This is a genomic window from Micromonospora sp. CV4 (genome assembly GCF_003667455.1).
Lineage (GTDB): Bacteria > Actinomycetota > Actinomycetes > Mycobacteriales > Micromonosporaceae > Micromonospora.
Window position 1 is genome coordinate 1 of the sequence record NZ_RCVI01000151.1, and the last position, 20,114, is coordinate 20,114.

Below are 20,114 nucleotides of genomic sequence, written 5' to 3' on the forward strand. Positions count from 1 at the left end.
CGAACGGGCCGGCCGCCCCGTTGGCAGCCATTTCGTTGGCGGCCGGCCCGTTCGTGTGCGCCGGGTCCGGCACCGGTGTGCCGGTCGGTCGGGCGGACGGGGCGTCGGCGGTGAGCGGGGCGGTGAGTGAACGGCTGCGGCCGGCGCGCTGCCGTGCCCAGGCCCCGGGCCAGCCGCCGGTCGGGGCCGGATGGCGCGGCGTCCAGCCCGGCCGGGTCGGGGCCGGCTGGCGGCTCGGTGGTGATCAGGTCGGTGGGGATCAGCACCACGGCGGTCACCCCGCCCTTGCCGGACGGGCGCAGCCGCACCCGTACCCCGTGCCGGGCGGCCAGCCGGGCCACCACGAAGAGACCGAGGCGGGCGCTCTGCGCCGGGTCGAACTCGGGCGAGCTGGCCAGCCGGACGTTGGCGCTCTCCAGCGCCGCGGCGGACATCCCCAGCCCCTGGTCGGTGATCTCCAGCGCGTACCCGTTGGCCACCTGCTCCCCGGTGACGGTGACCCGGGTGTCCGGCGGCGAGAAGGCGGTGGCGTTCTCGATCAGCTCGGCGAGCAGGTGGATGACGTCGCCGACGGCCCGGCCCAGCACTCCGGCCGGCTGCACGGCGGTGATGTCCACCCGGTCGTACGCCTCGACCTCGGAGCTCGCGCCCCGGATCAGGTCGACCATCGCGACCGGATTGCGCCAGCCGCGGCCCGGCGCGGAGCCGGCGAGGATGACCAGGTCCTCGGCGTGTCGACGGAGCCGGGTGGCCAGGTGGTCCACCTGGAACAGCTCGGCGAGTTCGTCCGGGTCCTCGGCGCGCCGCTCCATGCGGTCCAGCAGGTGCAACTGCCGGTGCACCAGGCTCTGGCTGCGCCGGGCGATGTTGAGGAAGACCTCGTTGAGCCCCCGGCGCAGGGTGACCTCGTCCACCGCGGCCTGCACCGCGGTGCGCTGCACCTCGGTGAAGGCGCGCCCGACCTCGCCGATCTCGTCGTGGCCGTATTCCAGCGGGGGCGCCTCCCGGGCGACATCGACCTGCTCACCCCGGCGTAGCCGGGTCACCACGTCCGGCAGCCGGTGCTCGGCCAGCTCCAGCGCGGCGGTGCGGACGCCGCTGAGCCGTCGGACCAGCGTGCGGCCGACCCGCAGCGCCACGAGCACCGAGATCACCACGGCGATGAGCCCGAGCACTCCGGCTGCGGCCAACCGGACCAGGATCCGGACCGCCATCGGCACCGAGCGGTCGGTGAGCCCGTCGGCCTCGGCCAGCTCGAAGTCGCGGAGCTGCTGCTGCACCGCGTCGTGGCTGGCCTGCCAGGCCGCCGCGTCCACCGGTGGCCGGCCGGACCGGTTGGCCACGACCAGCGCGTCCTGCATGGCGCGGAGGCGGGTGAACGCGGCGCCCTCGGTCAACCGCTGGTACCCGGCCCGAGCGGCCTCGGGCAGGTCGGCCACCGCGCTCTCGGTGAGCCACCGCTGGTTGCCGATGGCCTGCACGAGCTGGGTGTGCTCCCCCTCGGCGAACCGGCCCGCCGCCAGCGCGCCGGCCAGCAGCGCGTCGGCCTGGCCGAGCAGCTCCCGCGAGCGGCCCAGCGCGGTGAGAGCCAGCGCCTGCCGGTTGAGGTCGGGCTCAGCCAGGTTCGCCATGCCGGCGAACGCCTGGAAGGCCGACGAGACCATGCCGCTGTAGAGCCCGATGGCGCCGGCCCGGTCCACCTTGCGGTCGTCGATGAAGTCCCGGCCGGCCGGCAGGGCCGCGAGGGCCGTGACCAGCTGGTCGACCCGGGCGTCGAGCAGGTCGTCGGCGGCGTCGCGCAGCTCCTCCCCGTCGACCCGGCGGCGCAGCTCGGCGACCGCCCGATCGGTACGCTGCCGCTGCTCGGCCAGGGCTGGCAGCTCCGTGGTGCCGGCGAGCTGCACCACCGAGAGCCGGCGTTCGCGTTGCAGCTCGGTGACCACGGTCTCGCCGGGGCGGCCCAGGTCGTACAGCAGGGTGCGGGCGGAGAGCAGATCCAGGGCGGGACCGAAGGTCAGCGTGGTGGCGAAGATCCACAACGCCAGTAGCGCGGTCACCGGCGCGACGACCAACGCGGTCAGCTTCGAGCGGATCGGCCAGTCGCGGGTTCTCATCAGACCTCGCCCGTGCAGGGGTGGCAGGAGGGGCGCCGGCACCGCCGGGCAACGCGCCGGCCGGCTGCGCCCGGCCACGAGGCCGGGCACCGGCGCGGGCGCCTTGGGCAGGATACGTAATCGCGAGGCGTTGCACTACTGCCTGTCGCGCCAACATGGACGCTCCGAAATGCGCTGGGCCCGGTACGACGAGCGCCCCACCGTGAACCGGTGGGGCGCTCGGGGTGGTGCGTACGGGTCAGGCGTCGGCGGCGATGCCGAGCCCCTCGGCGACCCGCCGGCCGTAGTTCTCGTCGCACTGACTGAAGTGCCAGACCATCTTCTCCTGGATGTGCTTGTCGCACTGGGCCAGCAGCGTGGTCAGGTTCAGGATCAGGTCGTCGCGCTCGGAGTCCGCCATCTCGCGGAAGCGCCGGCCGGCCTGGGAGTAGTTGTTCTGCCGCTCGATCGGGGCCTTCATGACCTGCCCCGAGACGAACGGGCGGTACTCCCGGTAGGACTCGTCGGCCTCCTGGAGACCGGCGACCGAGGACGGCTCGAAGTTGATGTGCGGGTTGCCGCCCCGGTTGTCCACGCCGTACGACATCTGGCCGCCACCCTGGTTGGTGCTGACCTGGACGTCCTCGCGCGGCCGGTTGACCGGCAGTTGGAGGTAGTTCGGGCCGACCCGGTAGCGCTGGGTGTCCGAGTAGGAGAACGTGCGCCCGATGAGCATCTTGTCGTCGGAGAAGTCGATGCCGTCGACCAGCACACCGGTGCCGAACGCGATCTGCTCGTTCTCGTTGTGGTGGTCGGTGATGTTGCGGTTGAGCGTCATCATGCCCACCGGCAGGTAGGGGAACTGCTCCTCCGGCCAGATCTTGGTGTCGTCGAGCGGGTCGAAGTCCAGCTCCGGATGCTCGTCGTCGCTCATGATCTGCACGTTGAGCTCCCACTGCGGGTACTCGCCGCGCTCGATCGCCTCGTAGAGATCCTTGGAGGCGTGGCCCAGTTCGGTGGCCTGGATCGCGTCCGCCTCGGCCTGGGTCAGGTTGTGCTCGCCCTGCTGGGTCATCCAGTGGAACTTGACCAGCACGCCCTCGCCCCGGTCGTTGACCAGACGGTAGGTGTTGACCCCGGAGCCCCGCATGGTGCGGTAGTTCTGCGGAATGCCGTACGGGGAGAAGAGCCAGGTCAGCATGTGCATCGACTCCGGGGTGTTCGACATGAAGTCGAAGATCCGGTTCGGCTCCTGGCGGAAGGTCACCGGGTCCGGCTTCAGCGCGTGGATCACGTCGGGGAACTTGATCGCGTCGCGGATGAAGAAGACCTGGAGGTTGTTGCCCACCATGTCCCAGTTGCCGTCCTCGGTGCGGAACTTGACCGCGAAGCCGCGCGGGTCGCGGGCGGCCTCGGAGGAGTCCCGGCCGCCGATGACGGTGGAGAACCGGATGGTGACCGGCGTCTTCGTGCCCCTGGTCTGGAACAGCTTGGCGCGGGTGTACGTCGCCGCCGGTTGGTCACCGATCGTCCCGTACGCCTCGAACTCGCCGTGCGCGACGAAACCGCGCGCGTGCACGACGCGCTCCGGGATCCGCTCCCGGTCGAAGTGGCTGATCTTCTCCAGGAAGTGGTAGTTCTCCAGCGTGGCGGGGCCGCGCGAACCGACCGTCCGCTGCTGCTGGTTGTTGTGCACGGGGTGGCCCTGCCGGGTGGTGAGGATCGGCTTGCTGGCCTGTGGGTCGCTCATCGCTCTCCTCCAGTTGGGTGGTACGGCGCGGGCCGGCGTCACTCCACCCAAGCGCGTTTTCTGGAACGAGTCAAGTTTTGACCTGACCCCGTGCTGTGGCCCTCGTCATCGCATGATCGGGAGCACGTACCTGCGACACCGGACACGGACTGTTGAGGAAAGTCCTCCGGATCGGGATTGGCGATCAGTGCGCGGAGGGAATACGGGGTGACGAAGGAGGAGCCATGTCGCCCACGCAGATAATCGTCATCGTGCTCGTCGTGCTGGTCATCGTCGCGGCACTGGCCGTGGCCGTCCGGGCGCTCGGCCGACGCCGCGCGCTGCGCAGCCGTTTCGGGCCGGAGTACGACCGGGTGGTGGCGGAGCAGGACAGCCGGTCCGCCGCGGAGCGCGAGCTGCGCGACCGGGAACGCCGGCACGCCGAGCTCACGCTCACGCCGCTCACCCCGGAGTCCCGGGCCCGCTACGCCGCCGCCTGGGAGGAGCTTCAGGTCCGTTTCGTCGACTCGCCGAGCGACACCGTGGGCGACGCGGATGAGCTGGTCACCCGGCTCATCGAGGAGCAGGGCTATCCGACCGGGGACTTCTCCGACCAGATCGCCCATCTCTCCGTCGAGCACGCCCGCACGCTGACCAACTACCGGGACGCGCACGAGATCCACCTGCGCAACTCCCGGGGCGAAGCCAGCACCGAAGAGCTGCGCCAGGCGGTCGTGCACTACCGGGCGCTCTTCGCCGACCTGCTCGGTGAGGAGCCGGTCGGAAACCGCCCGCCCGAACAGCGCCACCCGGACACCCCGCACGACGCCACGAGCCGCTGAGGAGGCCACCGAATGCCCCAGGAAGAGCAGCAGGTGAGCAACGACCATCCGGAGGCCGTCCGGTCCGCGCCGGTCGCGGTGCCGCCGGCCGGAGATCGGGCCGGTCGCGCGGACGTGCCCGAGGACGCCCTCGACGACCGGGGCACCTTCGACGACCCGTCGACCGCCGATGACCGGACCGACGAGGGCCGGTTCCAGGAGCCCGGGCCGCTGCCGACCGTCTTCGGCGCCACCACGGTGGCCGATGCCGTGGCGGCATCGGCGTTGGCCAGCCCGCGCCCGCAGGACCAGCCGGACCCCCGGGCCGAGCGGACCGCCGAGCCCGGCGACGGCGCCGAGGACGGCGAGCGTGAGGGTCTGCGCGCCGACCCCACCGCCGAACTGCACCGCCGGAACACCGATCCGGAGACCGATGATGCCCGTGCCGACGCGGACACCTCCACGCGGACCGTCGCCCCGCCGGGCAGCACGGACGGTGGGCCCGAGCGGCGCGGTGATCTGACCCCGCCGGGCGGCGATCGGAACCCGGCCGCCTACGGCAGCGCCACGCCGGAGATGGTCGACCCGGACGCCGTCTCGCCGGACGCCGACCCGGTGCTCTCCGCCGGCGCCGGCGCCTCGCTGGAGTCGGCCGGCACGTCGCGACCCGCCGGGTCGACCGTGGCGGCCGAGCCGGCCACGCTCCTGGACGCGGACGCGGCACAGCGTTTCCGGGACCGGTGGCGGGACGTCCAGCTGCGCTTCGTGGACGATCCGCAGGCCGCTGCCGGGGAGGCGCAGTCGCTGGTCGAGGAGGCCATCCAGGCGCTCGCGTCGGCGCTCGCCGCGCAGAAGAACGAGCTGGGCGGATGGCAGGACGCCGGCTCGGCGGACACCGAGCAGCTGCGGATGGCGGTGCGCCGCTACCGGGACTTCCTGGACCGCGTGCTGGGTCGCTGAGCGACACACCACGGGCACCCCGGCCAGCCGGCCGGGGTGCCTCCGCGCGCCCGGCGGTCACCACCGCCGGCCACCCGCCTGATCGACTCCGCTGGAGGCCGCCCGAGCAGGCCTGAACTCCGCACGGCTCGGCACCAGGCGTGAAATCGCCCGGTCGGGGTAATAGGGCGCGCGCGCACCGAACGGGCGGATGAGGGGTGACGGGTGATGGACGACGGCGGCGGTCTTCGGCTCAACATGAACGGCCTGGACTACCTCATCCTGGCCCTGTACTTCGTCACCGTCCTCGGGGTCGGCTTCGCCGCCCGACGGGCCATCCGCACCAGCGTCGACTTCTTCCTCTCCGGCCGGTCCCTGCCGGCCTGGGTGACCGGGCTCGCCTTCGTCTCCGCGAACCTGGGCGCGCTGGAGATCATCGGGATGGCGGCGAACGGCGCCCAGTACGGCGCGATGACGGTCCACTACTACTGGATCGGCGCGGTGCCGGCGATGGTCTTCCTGGGCATCGTGATGATGCCCTTCTACTACGGATCCAAGGTCCGCAGCGTGCCGGAGTACCTGCGGCTGCGGTTCAACCGCCCCACCCACCTGCTGAACGCGCTCAGCTTCGCCGTCGCCCAGGTGCTGATCGCCGGCGTGAACCTGTACGCGCTGGCCCTGGTGATGCAGGCCCTGCTCGGCTGGCCGCTCTGGACCGCGATCGTGGTCGGCGCCGCGATCGTGCTGGCGTACATCACCATCGGCGGGCTGTCCGGGGCGATCTACAACGAGGTGCTCCAGTTCTTCGTCATCCTGGCCGGCCTCATCCCGGTCACCGTGATCGGCCTGGTCAAGGTGGGCGGGGTGTCCGGGCTGATGGACGCGGTCCGCGACTCCAAGCTCGGGGAGGCGGGCCTGCACGCCTGGCAGGACACCGGCACCACCGCCAACCCGCTCGGCGCGCACTGGATCGGCATCGTCTTCGGCCTCGGCTTCGTGCTCTCGTTCGGCTACTGGACGACCAACTTCGCCGAGGTCCAGCGGGCGCTGTCGGCGAAGAACATGAGCGCCGCCCGGCGTACGCCGATCATCGCCGCGTACCCGAAGCTGTTCATCCCTCTGGTCACGGTCATTCCCGGCCTGGTGGCCCTGGTGACGGTGAAGGGTCTCGGCGCGGAGAGCGGCGACCTGCAGTACAACAACGCGATCCCGCTGCTGATGCGCGACCTGCTCCCCAACGGCGTGCTCGGGGTGGCGGTCACCGGCCTGCTGGCCTCGTTCATGGCCGGCATGGCGGCCAACGTGAGCGGCTTCAACACCGTCTTCACCTACGACATCTGGCAGGCGTACATCCGTCGCGACCGGTCGGACGAGTACTACCTGCGGATCGGCCGGTGGGCGACGGTCGGGGCCGTGGTGATCGGCATCGGCACCGCGTTCATCGCGGCCGGGTTCAGCAACATCATGAACTACATCCAGGCGCTCTTCTCCGTCTTCAACGCGCCGCTGTTCGCCACCTTCATCATCGGCATGTTCTGGAAGCGGATGACCGCGCTGGCCGGCTTCTGGTCGCTGCTGCTGGGCACCCTGGTGTCGCTGAGCCTCTACCTGCTCTACAAGGGCGGCGTGGTCCACTTCAACTCCGACCTGGAGGAGAGCTTCTGGGGCGCCGGCCTCGCGTTCGCCACGGCGGTGGTGGTCGCCGCGATCATCACCCCGCTCACCGCACCGAAACGCGACGAGGAGTTGCGTGGGCTGGTCTACGGCATGGGCGGTGTCGACCTGAAGGGCGACGTGCTCGCGGGCGACGCCGCCTGGTACCGCTCCCCCGTGCTGCTCGGCGTGATCGCGGTCGCGCTGGCCGCCCTCTTCTACATCCCGGTCTTCTAGGAAAGGGGTCGGCAGATGGACAACCAGGGCCAGCCGGCACAGGACCCGCTGATCGACGAGGCGCAGGAGGAGCAGCGCCGCTCGGCCGCCGCGCGGCTGTTCGACATCCGCCGCGTGATCGGTGGTCTGTTCGTGGCGTACGGGGTCATCGTGACGCTGATCGGCGTCTTCGACAGCCGGGCCGAGATCGACAAGGCCGAGGGCGTGCGGATCAACCTGTGGGCCGGCCTGGTGATGCTCGCCTTCGGCCTGTTCATGCTGCTCTGGCAGTGGCTGCGCCCGGCCGAGCCACCCGCTCCGAACGAGAAGGATCCCGGTAGCTGACCGACCGCGTACCCACCCGGTGGGCGTGGGGCATGGGCGCGGCCCGAGAGGGTACGCGAGGGGGATCAGGCAACGTGTCGGACACAGGAGGCAGCACCATGACCGATCGCGACCGCCGACCGCCGCTGGAGGAGAGCCCGGAGATGGCCGCCGCGGCGGACGATGACAGCACCGTTCCGCAGCTGCGAACCGGGGGCGGCCCGGACCAGGACACCCCGGCGTTCGGCGAGCCCCGCACCCGTCCGGACGACCTCGCGCCCGACACCGACGACCTGCTCGGCGATCCGTACGCCGCCGGCACCGGGGCGACCGGAACGGGCACCGGCGCCGGCCCGGACAACATCCGCACCGGCGCGGAACAGCCCTGGGAGCCGGAGGACCTGGTGATGGCCCGCGGGCAGGACCTCACCCCGGAGAACCTGGACCGGGCCCGCCGCGATCTGGCCGAGCAGGGCCGGGCGGCGATCGAGCGCACCGTGCCCTGAGCAGGGCGCACGAGGGGGTCCCCGATCCGACCGGGATGGTCGGACCGGGGACCCGGGGAACCTGCCGCCGGCAGTGCCTCACCTACCGCCGGCGGCGGGTGGGTGCGGGAGCCCGGTCAGAGCGCCGGGTACGCGTTGCGCATCAGCTCCTGGAACTGGGCGGAGAACCACGCGCCGGAGATCGGCGCGTTGGGCAGGGCGCCCGTGGCGCTGTTGCCGTTGCGGGCGTTACCGGTGTACGTCGGGTCGCACATCCGGTCGAAGCCCTTGCCCTCGTCGTTCGGGATCAGCTCGCTGGAACCGTCCGACTCGCCCGGAGGCTTCACCCAGACGTACGCGTCGATGCCCGGCTCGGGAGCCGACCTGGGCCGCTCGCCGAGGCCCGCACCGGACTGGTTGCACCAGTTGCCGGCGTGGATCCGACGGTCGATCCGACCACCGTTGACGTAGGTGTCGACGCTGGTCGTGGCGCCCGGTCCGGTGGGTCGGGCGGTGCCGCCCCAGCCGTTGCGGGAGGTGTCGATCAGCATGCCGATGTTGGCGTCGAAGCCGACCTGGACCAGCTTCTGTCGGAACGCCTGGGCGAACGACAGCTCGTCGACGTAGAAGTTCCAGTCGATCCACTTCGACTGTCGCACCGACGTGCCGTTAACCGTGTCAGTGATCTTGACGTACGGCTCACGCAGCGCCGAGTAGTTCGCCGTGTTGACGATGAAGCCGTGCACGTTGGCCACCGTGCTGCCGGAGGCGACCGCGGCGGTCTTCAGGAGATCGGCGGTCGGGCCGAAGTTGGTGTCCCAGCCGATCCAGCCGTGGTGCGCGGCGTCGATGTAGTTGTAGACGTTGCCGAGCGTGCCCAGCTTCGCCAGGGCGTAGCCGACGCCGTTGACGTACGCGCCGTTGGCCTTGACCGTGTCGCACATCGCCGTGCCGCCGGCCTGGCCGGAGGTGTTGGTCACCAGGTTGGGCAGCGAGTCGATCTCGATGATGTTGATGATGCGAATGTTCCGGTACTTCGGGTCGGCCTGGATCGCGGCGATCGGGTCGATGTACTCGGCCTTGTACCTGGGCAGGTCGTTCGGGCCCAGCTCACCGTTGGAGGCGAGCGCGGCGCAGTCCCGGCCCGGCAGGTTGTAGATCACGAACTGGATGTAGCCGGCACCCTGGCGCAGCGCCTCCTCCAGGTGGTCCCGCACTCCGAACGCGCCGTTGGAGCTGCTGTCCGGGGTGCCGTTGATGGCGGCGATCCGGTCCAACCACACGGCGGTCGGGTTGTTCGAGATCCGGCTGCCGCCCGGCTCGGCGTCCGCCTTGGCCTTCCACTCGGGGTTCACGTATCCCCGGACCCCGGCGTACGGGTTGTCCACCTTGCTGCCGGTGGGAGGCGGCGTGGTCGGCGGGGTGGTGCCACCGTTGCAGGTCACCCCGTTGAGGGTGAACGAGGTCGGCTTCGGGTTGCTGCCGCTCCACGCGCCGTTGAAACCGATGCTGGTCGACGCGCCGGTGGCGAGGGTGCCGTTGTACGACAGGCTCCGCGCGGTGACCTGGCTGCCGGACTGGGTGAACTCGGCCGACCAGCCCTGCTGCACCCGCTGACCGGAGTTCGGGAAGGTCCACCCGAGTGTCCAACCGTTGATCGGGTCACCGACGTTCTTGATGGTGATGCTCGCGGTGAAGCCGCCGGGCCACTCGTTCGCCGAGTAGGCGATGTCGCACTGGGTCGCGGCCTGCGCCGCGGTGACGGGGATCGTCACCAACCCGCCGGCGACCAGGACACCCGCGCCGGCGAGCGCAAGGGCCCGGCGTGGGCCGGACAGCCTTCTCCACACATTCATGCCACTGATCTCCTTGGGCGAGACCGGGCCCGCGTACGGCCCGGCGAGACGGCCCGGTAGGCGTCCTGGACGGACGGCCTCCGGCGCCAACGGGATTCTTCGGGGGTGCCCGACCCGGACGGGCGGTGGTGGTGGTGACCGACCGGCAGGCGGTCGGTCGGCGGCGGGATGTCGTCCGGCGGACCGGATGCCCTCGACTCCCCTGCCTGCGCGGTGTGGCTCCCCGAACCGCGTGCGCCGATTCTTGCATGGGAGCGCTTCCATGGCAATGGCTCGATGCGTTCCGGCGGCGGCGCCCGACCCGAGTCGGACGATACCGCCGAGAGAGCGCGACCGGCACGAGCGGAACCGGGCCGCCGGTACCGGATGGCCCGACCGGGCCGGCACAGCGGGCGCGGAACGCCTTGGGTCACCCGTCACGCTCCCACACGGCGTTCGACGGAGTGAAAGCCGCTTAGCACCCCTTCGCCACTTACCAACGGTAAAGGTCAAAACACGAATGTTTCCCTTCATAGTTCATGAAACGGTCTAACGTCGGTCTTAGCTCGGTTGTCGCCGGGCTCAGGACAACAGGGATGGAGTGACGCAGGTCATGGCTAAGAAGATGCTCGGGAAGGTCGTTGCGGGCGCCGCGCTCGGCGGTGCGGCGCTCCTGGTGTTCACGCCTGGGATCGCGTTCGCGGACGGGCACCACGACGGTGGCAAGGACCGTGAGGGCAAGGTTTTCGCCAAGCCGCACGTCGTCAAGGCTGGCGAAGAGGTCAAGCTCCTCGAGATCTGCCCGGATCGCCAGGAGCACGCGTTCGTGTGGTCCAAGGTCACCGGCAAGGTCAAGCTCAAGCCGGTGCACGACGACCGGGGCGACGACCGCGGCGAGTGGAACAAGGAGGAGAACTCCTCCGGCCACGACGACAAGAACAAGGACGAGCACGGCAAGGACGACAAGAACAAGGACGAGCACGGCAAGGACGACAAGAACAAGGACGAGCACGGCAAGGACGACAAGGGCAAGGACCAGAACGGCAAGGACGAGCACAGCAAGGACGACCAGAACAAGGACGAGAACGGCAAGGACGAGCACGGCAAGGACGACAAGGGCAAGGACGACAAGGGCAGCTACGAGAACGGCGGCCAGGGTGGCGGCGCTGCCGCCGACGCCAACCGCGACGAGGACCGCAAGGACGAGGACCGCAAGGACGAGGACAAGAAGGACTGGAAGGGCGAAGAGCACGGCCAGGACGCGGAGAACAGCGGCGACAAGAAGGACTGGGAGTCCAAGGACGAAGGCAAGAAGGACTGGGAGTCCAAGGGCCACGACGAGTACGGCTCGGACGAGCGCGGCTCGGACGAGTACGGCTCCGACGAGTACGGCTCGGACAAGGGCTGGGAGTCCAAGGAGAACGGCTCCGACGAGTACGGCTCGGACGAGCGCGGCTCCGACGAGTACGGCTCCGACGAGTACGGCTCCGACGAGCGCGGCTCGGACGAGTACGGCTCCGACGAGCGCGGCGACTACGGCAAGGACAGCCGGGACGAGTACGGCTCGGACGAGCGTGGCGACAACGGCAAGGACAGCCGGGACGAGGACCGCTGGGAGAACAAGCGGGACTTCGTCTACTACGGCGAGGCCAAGGTCGACAAGGACGCCCGCCCGGGTCGCTACGAGCTCAAGGGCTCGTGCGGCGAGGGTGAGCTCGTCGTGCTGCCCCACGGCGGGGTCGACGGTGGTGACGGTGGCGCGAGCACCGGCACCGACCGTGGCCTGGCCACCGGTGGGGCGAGCCTGCTCGGCGCTGCCGCGCTGGGCGGGATCGTGCTGATGCGTCGTCGGCGGACCGATGGTTCGCTCGTCTGACGTGACGACGACACGGGCCGGCGGCCGTCACGGGAAACCGTGGCGCGCCGCCGGCGCGGTCGTCGTCGTCACCCTGGCCATGATCGGCGCTGGCATGATCGGCGCCTCGCTGAAGACCACGCCCTCTCCCCGCCCGCCGCAGCCGCTGGCCCAGGCCGGTCCCGAGGTCACCGGGCCGGCAGTCACCGGCACGGACGTCCCGCCGGTCGACGGCGAACCCGCCGCCGACGGGGATGTTCCGGCGGGATTGGCGCGGTCCGCACCGACCAGCATCGAGATCCCCAAGATCGGCGTCAACGCGACGATCATGTCGCTGGGCACCAACCCGGACGGCACCGTCCAGGTCCCCCCGCTGGAGCAGGCCGACCAGGCCGGCTGGTACGAGCCGGGCGCGAGCCCCGGCGAGACCGGTAACGCGGTCATCGTCGGGCACGTGGACTCGGCGAAGCTCGGCCCGGCCGTCTTCTTCGACCTCGGCTCTCTCGTCCCCGGCGACACCATCACGGTGCGGCGCGCGGACGGCAAGCCGGTCGCCTTCAAGGTCGACTCGGTGAAGTCGTACCCGAAGACGTCCTTCCCCACCGAGCTGGTGTACGGGCCGAACGACCGACCCGGCCTCCGGGTGGTCACCTGCGGCGGTCAGTTCGACCAGGCCGCCAAGAGCTACCCGGACAACGTGGTCGTCTTCGCCACCCTGGCGGGTTGACCCGCGACAGCGAACGCGGTCCGGCCGGTCGGGGTGACCCGACCGGCCGGACCGCGTCCGGCGTACCTGATCAGGCGGCGGCGGAGGTCCGCACCAGGGTGCGGATCTGGCGCAGCAGCACCGACAGGGCGGCGAGATCCGCCCGCGACTCGTCGAACTCCCCCATCGCCCGGCGCGCCCGGTGGATCGAGGTGGCGTTCGACTGCTCCCACTGCTGCACCCGCTCGTGCGGCGGCAGCTGATCCGGCGTGGAGTCGAGCACCTCCGCGGTGAGCGCGGCCAGCGCGGCGTACAGGTCGTAGCGCAGCGCCATCCGGGCCAACGTCTGCCAACGGTCCTCCCGCGGCAGCAGGGAGATCTTCGACAGCAGCGAGTCCACCCGGAACAGGTCGGAGAGCACGAAGTAGACCGAGGCCACCTCGCCCACGTCCCGCCCGCTGCGGGTCGCGGTCTCCACCACGTCCATCAGGCCGAAGCTGTACATCAGCCGGGTCGCCTGCTCGGCCAGCTCACGGGGCAGCCCACGCTCGGTCATCGAGTCGATGTGCGCCGCGATGGCCTGCCGCTCGGTGCCGTAGAACAAGTCCTCCAGCCCCGGCAGCAGCCGGGTCACCCCGTCGCGCAGCCGGGCGATCTCACCCGGTACGTCGATCGGCGAGCGCCGGTTGGACACGAGCCACCGCACCGCGCGGTCGAGCAGGCGCCGGGTGTCCAGGTAGACGCTGGTCTGCAGCTCCGGCGAGACCTTGTTGTCCAGCGCCTCGACCGCGTCCCACAGCTCACGCAGCCCGAACACCTCGCTGACCACCACGTAGGCCCGGATCACGTCGGCCGCGCTGGCCGCGGTCTCCTCGACCACCCGGAAGACGAACGAGATGCCGCCCCGGTTGATCGCCTCGTTGACCAGCACGGTGGTGACGATGTCCCGGCGCAGCCGGTGCCGGCCCATCCGGTCGGCGAACCGCTCCCGCATCGGGGTCGGGAAGTAGTTGACCAGAACATCGGTCGTCCACTCCTCGTCGGCCAGCCCCTCGGTGAGGATCTCCCGCTCCAGGACGATCTTCACGTAGGCGAGCAGCACCGCGAACTCCGGCGCGGTCAGCCCGGACTCGCTGCGGACCGCCAACTCCTCGTCCGGCGGCAGCGCCTCCAGCGACCGGTCCAACGCACCGGAGCGCTCCAGATCATTGATCATCCGGCGGTGCACCGGGAGCAGCGAGGCGGCCTGGGCCTGGGCGTTGTTGATCGCCCGGGCCTGGTCGTAGTTGTCCCGCAGCACCAGCTCCGCGACCTCGTCGGTCATCTCGGCCAGCAGCTCGTCCCGGGCGGCGGTGGTCAGCTCCCCGTCGGCGACCGCGGTGTTCAGCAGGATCTTGATGTTCACCTCGTGGTCGGAGGTGTCCACACCGGCCGCGTTGTCGATGAAGTCGGTGTAGATCCGGCCACCGGTCAAGGCGTACTCGATCCGGCCGAGCTGGGTCCAACCCAGGTTGCCGCCCTCGCCCGCCACCCGGCAGCGCAGGCTGCGCCCGTCCACCCGGATCGCGTCGTTGGACTTGTCGCCCACCTCGGCGTTGGTCTGGCTCGACGCCTTGACGTAGGTGCCGATGCCGCCATTCCAGAACAGGTCCACCGGCGCGGTCACGATCGCCTTCATCAGCTCCTGCGGCGACATCTGCGTGACGTCGTCGTCCAGGCCGATCGCCGCCCGGACCTGCGGCGTGATCGGGATGGACTTCGCGGTACGCGAGAAGATGCCACCACCGGTCGAGATCAGCTCCGGGTTGTAGTCCTCCCAGGACGACCGGGGCAGCTCGAACAGTCGCCTGCGCTCGGCGTACGAGGTGGCCGCGTCCGGATCGGGGTCCAGGAAGATGTGCCGGTGGTCGAAGGCGGCCACCAGCCGGATGTGCTCGGAGAGCAGCATCCCGTTGCCGAACACGTCACCGGACATGTCGCCGACGCCGACCACCGTGAAGTCCTGGGTCTGGGTGTCCAGGCCCAGCTCCCGGAAGTGCCGCTTGACCGACTCCCAGGCGCCCCGGGCGGTGATGCCCATCCTCTTGTGGTCGTAGCCCGCCGAACCGCCGGAGGCGAACGCGTCGCCCATCCAGAAGTTGTGGGCCTTGGAGATCTCGTTGGCGATGTCGGAGAACGTCGCGGTGCCCTTGTCCGCCGCCACCACCAGGTACGGGTCGTCGCCGTCGTGGCGGACCACGTCGACGGGCGGCACGATCTGCCCGCTGACGATGTTGTCCGTGACGTCCAGCATCGCGCCGACGAACTCCTGGTAGCAGGCGACCGCCTCGTCCCGGTCGCCCGGCTTCTGCTTGAGCACGAAGCCACCCTTGGCGCCCACCGGCACGATCACGGTGTTCTTCACCATCTGCGCCTTGACCAGGCCGAGCACCTCGGTGCGGAAGTCCTCCCGACGGTCGGACCAGCGCAGCCCGCCCCGGGCCACCGGCCCGAACCGCAGGTGCACGCCCTCGAACCGGGGCGAGTAGACGAAGATCTCGAACTTCGGCCGCGGGGCCGGCAGGTCCGGGATGGCCTGCGGATCGAGCTTGAAGGCCACGTACGCCTTCGGCCGCCCGCCGACCGGCTTCTGGTAGAAGCTGGTCCGCAGGGTCGCCTCGATCAGCGTCAGGTACGAGCGCAGGATCCGGTCCTGGTCGAGGCTGGCCACGTCGTCCAGCGCGCCCCGGATCGCCTCGACCAGCTCACCGCTGCGCTGCTGGCGCTGCTCGGCGCTGAGCTCACCCGGCGCGAACCGGGTCTCGAAGAGTTCCACCAGCAGCGCGGCGACCTTCGGGTACGCGATGAAGGTCTGCTCCATGTAGTCCTGCGAGAAGACCGTGCCGGCCTGCCGCAGGTACTTCGCGTACGCCCGCAGCACCACCACCTGTCGCCAGGTCAGCCCGCCGCGCAGCACCAGCTCGTTGAACCGGTCCACCTCGGCCTCGCCGCGCCAGGCCGCCGCGAACGCGTTCTCCACGTGCGGACGTACCTCGGCCAGCTCCTGGTGCCCCTCGGGCAGCATGAGGCCGAAGTCGTAGAGGTAGACCCGGCCGTCGACCCGGTCCACCTCGTACGGGTGCTCGTCGACCACCCGGACGCCGAGCGAGTGCAGCACCGGCAGTACCGCGGAGAGCATCATCGGCTCGCCGTACCGGTAGACCTTGAACCGGACGTCCATGGCCTCGACCAGGTCGGCCCCCGGGACCCGGGTGCCCGGCCGGGGGGCGAGCTGCTTGCGGAACAGGTGCATCTCCAGCTGGCCGGGCTCCTCCAGCAGCTCCAGCTTCGCCAGATCCTTCATCGCCTCGTACGGCGTGTGCCCGTCCTTGTAGCCCTCCGGGAACGCGTCGGCGTACCGGGCGAACAGGTGCTTGGCCTGCTCGTCGCCGAGCTTGCGTTCCAGCACCAGCCGGTAGTCGTCGTCCCAGAGGCGGGTCGCGTCGGCCAGCTCCTCGGCCAGCAGGTCGGCGTCGATGTCGCCGGGCGGCCGGGTCGGGTCGGTGCGGACGATGAAGTGGACCCGGGCCAGCATCGACTCGGTGACCCGGGTGGTGTAGTCCACCCCGACACCGTTCAGCTCGCGCAGCAGGATGTCCTGCATCCGTAGCCGGTTCTGCGTGGTGAACCGGTCCCGGGGCAGGTAGATCAGGCAGGAGATGAACCGCCCGTACGCGTCCCGGCGCAGGAAGACCCGCAGCTGCCGGCGGCCGGCCATCCGCAGCACGCCGATCACCGCGTGGTACAGGTCGTCGGTCTTGATCTGGAACAGCTCGTCGCGCGGGTAGGTCTCCAGGATCTGGAGCAGATCCTTGCCGGAGTGGCTGCGTCGGCTCAGGCCGGAACGGTCCAGGACCTCGGCCACCTTGCGGCGCACCACCGGCAGCTCCCGCACGCTGGTCCGGTACGCGGCGGTGGAGAACAGGCCGAGGAAGCGCCGCTCGCCGATCACGTCGCCGGCCTCGTTGAAGATCTTGAAGCCGATGTAGTCCAGGTACGCCGAGCGGTGCACGGTGGCCCGCGAGTTGGCCTTGGTGATGATGAGCAGGCGCTTCTCCAGCACCTTCTCGTGGGCCTCCGGCGTCATCGAGGACAGCGAACGGGCCTCCGGGGAATCCGACCGCAGGATGCCGAGACCGGTGCCGAGCACCGCCTCCAGCGCCTGGCCGTCGACCACGTCCGAGCCCTCGCCGCCCGGCGCGTCCACCAACCGGTACTCACGGTAGCCAAGGAAGGTGAAGTGGTCCTGGGCGAGCCAGCGCAGCAGCTCCACCGAGTCGGTGATGTCCTTCTCCGGCACCGGCGGGCGGTTGTCGGAGGTTCGCGCGGCGGCCAGTTCGTCGGCCAGGGCCAGGGCGCGCTGGCGCATCTTCGGCCAGTCCTCCACCGCCTCCCGCACGTCGGTGAGCACCCGCTGCAACTCGCGGCGCAGCCGATCCCGCTCGGCCGCGTCCCGGACCGGGTCGATCTCGATCCGCATCCAGCTCTCGATGGTGTCGCCGGCGATCGCGTCGTCCGGCTCCACGTCCGCGGAGACCTCGGTGAGGCGGCCCAGCGGCTCGCGCCGGACCACGATCAGCGGGTGCACCAGGAGGTGCACGTCCAGGTGGTACGAGTTGAGCAGCGCGGTCACCGAGTCGACCAGGAAGGGCATGTCGTCGGTGACGATCTCGACGACCGTGTGGTGCTGATCCGCGTGCGGCTCGTGGATCCGCAGCTTCAGCTCCCCGGGCACCCGCTGCTGGGCGAGGTCCCGGTGCGCGCGGGCCGCGTCGAGCATCTCCTCCGCCGTGAAGCCGACCAGCTCCTCGTCCGGGGCGAACCGCCAGAAGCGCCCCACCAGGGTCGCCGCGTCGTGGTCGTCCCCGGCGAGCGCGACAGCCTGCGCCACCAGGCGCTCCGCGTTGGGCACCGGTTCGTCGAGATCGGCGTCCTCCACGTCGTCGGCCAACGCCTCCTTCGGCAGGCCCAGATCGTAGATGGTGTCGATGCTCGACCCGGTCAGCCCGGTCACTCCCGAGTCGAGACGGCCGTAGCCGTCCCCGTCGGTCGCCGAATCGAAGCTGTCATCGTCCCGGCCGGAGTCATCCTGCCGGAGGTCGGGTTCCGGTTTGATCGCCGGACGCCGGTCCATCGGTGCCACTCCCCTCGACCCACCGCGTTGTGGGTCACTCTGCCGCCCAGCCTAGGCCTACCGCTCTGCACCTTCGTCGGTGGACCACTGGCCGGACGTCCGGATCGGGACTCTGTCCTTTCACCCGTTGCGGGTCCGAGGCTGGCCGGTTGCGGGATACCCCGCCACGCGATGTTCATCACACGGGCGCGGTCCGTCTTTCCGCACGTCGGGCGGCACCACGGGACGCTGGGGACGGCGGTCGCGTACTACCGTGCAGGGGCAGTCCGAGATCGGAAGGACCCGCTCCATGCCCTTGTCGTACCCCCGGCCCCACCGGCCCAACCACCGGCGGAAACTCGCCGCCCTCGCCGCAACCCTGCTCAGCGCCGGGCTCCTGGCCGCCTGCTCGGGTGAGGACGGGCCGCAGCGCGACGTCGACGCGTTCCTCGCCGGCTGGCGCAGCGGTGACCTTCAGGCGGTCGGCCTGGTCGACCCGACCGGCGTCAAGCTGCCGGCGGCCGAGGTGACGCGCGAGATCAAGGAGCTCTCCGGCGAGCTGTCGGCCACCCCGCCCACGCTGACCCGTCGGGGCGAGCCGAAGATCACCGCGGACGTCGCGATCGCGCCCATCCGGGTGGAGTGGAACCTGCCGGGTGGTACCCGCTGGGCGTACGACCGGGAGGTGCGGCTCGTCCAGGGCGACGATGACCAGTGGCAGGTGATGTGGGAGCCCCGGCTGATGCACGAGCAGCTGACCAAGGGTGACCGGTTGGGGCTGCGCCGCGACACCGGCCCCCGGGCCGGGCTGCTGGACCAGGCGGGGCAGCCGATCGTGACGGCCCGTCCGGTGGTCCGGGTGGGTGTGCAGCCGAACCAGGTCACCGACATCAAGAAGCTGGTCAAGGACCTCGACGCGGGCTTCAGGGCGATCCGACCGGCCCTGGTCCCCGCCGTCGACCTGTCCGACCTGCCCGCGCGGGTGGCCAGGGCCGAGCCGGGCGCCCTCGTCGAGGTGGTGACCCTGCGCGAGGACGCGTACCGGCAGATCAAGCCCCGGATCTACGACCTGCCGGGCACGAAGTTCGTGTCCGACAAGCTCGACCTCGCGCCGACCCGGGAGTTCGCCCGGGCACTGCTCGGCTCGGTCGACCCGGCGCAGGCCGACGACCTCGCCGCGCACCCCGACCGGTACGTCGCCGGCGACCTCGTCGGGCACGGCGGTCTGCAGGGCCGCTACGACGAGCGGTTGCGCGGCGCGCCGGGGCTGACCGTCGTGGTCGAGCGGCCCGCCGAGGACGGCAAGCTGGCAGCCACCGGCACCGAACTGTTCCGCCGGGAGCCGCAGCCCGGCCAGCCGCTGAAGACCACCCTCGATGTGGCCGCCCAGAACGCGGCCGACGGGGCCCTGCGAGCCGAGCCACGCCGGTCCGCCCTGGTGGCGGTGCGTATCAGCGACGGCGCGGTGCTCGCCGCGGCCAACGGGCCCGGGCCGGCCGGGGAGAACCTGGCCTTCACCGCCCAGGTACCGCCGGGTTCGACGTTCAAGATGGTCAGCGCGTTGGGCCTGCTGGACCGCGGCGCGGTCACCCTGGACGGGCCGGTGAACTGCCCGAAGACCTTCACCGTCGACGGTCGGTCGTTCAAGAACTCGGACAACTTCGAGCTCGGCTCGGTGCCGTTCCGCACCGACTTCGCCAAGTCCTGCAACACGGCGTTCGCCGCGCTGGCGCCGAAGCTCGGCGGCGACGGGCTGGCCGCCGCCGGCCGCTCGCTGGGCCTGGAGGGTCAGTGGGCCCTCGGGACGGACGCGTTCACCGGCAAGGTGTCGACGGGCGGCAGCCTCGCCGAGCAGGCCGCGGCCTCGTTCGGGCAGGGCACCACGCTGGTCAGTCCGCTGGCGATGGCCGGTGCCACCGCCGCGGTTGCCCGGGGCCGCTTCGAGCAGCCGAAGCTGCTGATCGACCCGGCGCCGGCCAGTCCGGCCGCGCCGGGCGAGCCGCTGAAGCCGGAGTCGGTCGAGGCGCTGCGCACGATGATGCGCGAGGTGGTCACCACCGGCACCGGCAGCGCGCTAAAGGACGTGCCGGGCGGCGAGGTGTACGGCAAGACCGGCACCGCCGAGTACGACGACAACCCGGCCCACACGCACGCCTGGTTCGTCGGCTGGCGGGGTGACGTCGCCTTCGCCGTCTTCGTTGAGAAGGGCGGCGCCAGCACGGCGTCCGCCGTCCCGATCGCCGAACGCTTCCTCCGCGCCCTCCACCGCAGACCCCACCGCCGACACTGCCTGACCGCCACCTCAC

General features: G+C 70.9%; 12 protein-coding genes and 1 pseudogene. 8 read left to right on the top strand and 5 right to left on the bottom strand.

Annotation, left to right across the window (positions count from 1 at the left end; all coding sequences use genetic code 11):
* A partial coding sequence (locus EAD98_RS02885) for a nitrate- and nitrite sensing domain-containing protein (protein ID WP_121652532.1) occupies positions 1-2,114 on the bottom strand: 2,114 nt, incomplete at its 3' end.
* Between the two features lie 238 nt (positions 2,115-2,352).
* Positions 2,353-3,843: a catalase gene (locus EAD98_RS02890; protein WP_121652533.1), complete on the bottom strand. Its 1,491-nt coding sequence runs from the start codon at positions 3,841-3,843 to the stop codon at positions 2,353-2,355.
* Between the two features lie 224 nt (positions 3,844-4,067).
* On the opposite strand from EAD98_RS02890, the gene EAD98_RS02895 reads away from it, so the two are divergent.
* The 5 genes from EAD98_RS02895 (at position 4,068) to EAD98_RS02915 (ending at position 8,281) form a co-directional block, all read left to right on the top strand.
* The gene (locus tag EAD98_RS02895) at positions 4,068-4,664 is read left to right on the top strand and encodes a hypothetical protein (RefSeq protein ID WP_121652534.1); all 597 of its coding nucleotides are present in this window, start codon (positions 4,068-4,070) and stop codon (positions 4,662-4,664) included.
* Positions 4,665-4,676: 12 nt separating this feature from the next.
* Entirely contained in the window at positions 4,677-5,603 is a 927-nt protein-coding gene (locus EAD98_RS02900; RefSeq protein WP_121652535.1) for a hypothetical protein, read from the top strand.
* A 207-nt stretch (positions 5,604-5,810) separates the two neighbouring features.
* Positions 5,811-7,472, top strand: a complete 1,662-nt coding sequence (locus EAD98_RS02905) for a sodium:solute symporter family protein (RefSeq protein ID WP_121652536.1) — start codon at positions 5,811-5,813, stop codon at positions 7,470-7,472.
* Positions 7,473-7,487: 15 nt separating this feature from the next.
* Positions 7,488-7,796, top strand: a complete 309-nt coding sequence (locus tag EAD98_RS02910; RefSeq protein WP_121652537.1) for a hypothetical protein — start codon at positions 7,488-7,490, stop codon at positions 7,794-7,796.
* A gap of 98 nt (positions 7,797-7,894) precedes the next feature.
* On the top strand, positions 7,895-8,281 hold the full coding sequence (locus EAD98_RS02915; RefSeq protein WP_121652538.1) for a hypothetical protein: 387 nt from the start codon (positions 7,895-7,897) through the stop codon (positions 8,279-8,281).
* Positions 8,282-8,397: 116 nt separating this feature from the next.
* Here the strand turns inward: EAD98_RS02915 and EAD98_RS02920 are convergent, their stop codons facing one another.
* Positions 8,398-10,116 (bottom strand): glycoside hydrolase family 6 protein, encoded by a 1,719-nt coding sequence (locus EAD98_RS02920; protein ID WP_121652539.1) that lies wholly within the window; start codon positions 10,114-10,116, stop codon positions 8,398-8,400.
* Positions 10,117-10,588: 472 nt separating this feature from the next.
* Positions 10,589-11,569 (bottom strand): annotated as a pseudogene (locus EAD98_RS31850) (hypothetical protein); the annotation flags it as partial.
* Here EAD98_RS31850 and EAD98_RS31855 point away from each other — a divergent pair.
* Positions 11,500-11,808, top strand: coding sequence for a pentapeptide repeat-containing protein (locus tag EAD98_RS31855; protein WP_368666143.1), 309 nt, complete (start codon positions 11,500-11,502; stop codon positions 11,806-11,808). The pseudogene EAD98_RS31850 and the gene EAD98_RS31855 overlap by 70 nt on opposite strands.
* Before the next feature lie 164 nt (positions 11,809-11,972).
* Complete coding sequence (locus tag EAD98_RS02930) at positions 11,973-12,677, top strand: class F sortase (protein WP_121652540.1); 705 nt, start codon at positions 11,973-11,975, stop codon at positions 12,675-12,677.
* A gap of 70 nt (positions 12,678-12,747) precedes the next feature.
* Here the strand turns inward: EAD98_RS02930 and EAD98_RS02935 are convergent, their stop codons facing one another.
* Positions 12,748-17,829 (bottom strand): NAD-glutamate dehydrogenase, encoded by a 5,082-nt coding sequence (locus EAD98_RS02935; RefSeq protein ID WP_121652541.1) that lies wholly within the window; start codon positions 17,827-17,829, stop codon positions 12,748-12,750.
* 289 nt (positions 17,830-18,118) lie between these two features.
* On the opposite strand from EAD98_RS02935, the gene EAD98_RS02940 reads away from it, so the two are divergent.
* Positions 18,119-20,114 (top strand): penicillin-binding transpeptidase domain-containing protein (locus EAD98_RS02940; protein ID WP_121652542.1); only part of this gene is annotated, 1,996 nt, incomplete at its 3' end.